Origin of the sequence: Vibrio sp. A1-1, assembly GCF_021728175.1 — a bacterium.
Classification (GTDB): Bacteria; Pseudomonadota; Gammaproteobacteria; order Enterobacterales; family Vibrionaceae; genus Vibrio; species Vibrio diabolicus.
On record NZ_JAKKCL010000052.1, the window covers coordinates 1 to 1,307 of the forward strand.

1 protein-coding gene is annotated in these 1,307 nt (G+C 42.0%); it reads left to right on the forward strand.

Annotated elements, in window-relative coordinates:
• Nucleotides 1-166: 166 nt before the first annotated feature.
• Nucleotides 167-1,297: an ISAs1 family transposase gene (locus tag L3V30_RS23925; protein ID WP_237310154.1), complete on the forward strand. Its 1,131-nt coding sequence runs from the start codon at nucleotides 167-169 to the stop codon at nucleotides 1,295-1,297.
• Nucleotides 1,298-1,307: the final 10 nt, after the last annotated feature.

Genomic DNA, 1,307 nt, shown 5'->3' on the forward strand with positions numbered 1-1,307 from the left:
CAGGGCAAGATCATGAAAACCCCTTATGGAATAAGGGATGACGTGAAGTCATATTTTCACTAATTAGATACTGAAGTCACAATAATCTCAATACATCCAAGATCGATTTGATGATCAGATTTAGGTGTGATCATATACTGTTTTTTAACAGCAGATATTTAGCCTAATGAGCGGATTAAGCCTTTTGGACCATATTTCAGTTATTCGAGACCCTCGCCAAGCCTGGAAAATAGAGCACACGCTAACCGACATTATCTTCTTAACAATTGCAGCAGTGATTGCTGGTGCTGAAGGTTGGGAAGATATTGAAGATTTTGGTGAAGATAACTTGGAATGGCTTAGACAGTATGGTGATTTCAAACAAGGCATACCAGTACACGATACCATTGCCCGAGTTATCAATCTTATTTCCGCCAAGCAACTGCAACGATGCTTTACTGCGTGGATGAAAGACTGTCATGAGGTGACTGAGGGTGAAGTGATTGCTATCGACGGCAAAACTCTCAGAGGCACATACAACAAAGACAAGCGTTGTGGTGCAATCCATATGGTTAGTGCGTTTAGTGCTGCAAATCAAGTTGTGTTAGGGCAGGTTAAAACAGCAGATAAAAGCAATGAAATCAAAGCGATCCCCGAACTGCTTGAAATGCTTTCCTTACGAGGTTGCTTAGTGACGATTGATGCTATGGGATGCCAGAAGGATATAGCTGAAAAGATAGTCGGCCAAGATGCAGATTACCTCTTAGCGGTAAAAGGTAATCAAAAACGATTGGAGCAAGCGATTAGCCAAGTCTTTAATTCGAGTATGCTCAATAGTTTTGAAGGTGATAAATACGTCACTCAAGAGAAAGGACATGGTCGTACAGAAACGCGTTTGAGTATGGTTGTTCACAATACAGATTTCTTAGGCGATATAGCGCTTGATTGGGCGGGACTCTCCACCATTGGTATGGTCGTTTCAATTCGTCAAGAAGGTGATAAGCCAGCAGAAACAATGCAAATCAAGCACTACATAAGCTCAGCAAAACTGACGGCTAAAGCTTTACTAGAGAGCACGCGAGCACATTGGAGCATTGAAAATCAGATGCACTGGCGATTAGACGTAGGTTTTAAAGAAGATGAATGTCGGATTCGTCGAGAGCAAGCTGGTGAGAATTTAGCAGTTATAAGACATATAGCTTTAAATCTGCTGACGGAAGAAACCAGCTTCAAAGCAGGGATCAAAAGAAAGCAGAAAAAAGCAAACCGTAGCAATAGCTACCTTTCGCAAGTCCTTGCAGTACAAGGGGCTTCGTAATCTTGCCCTG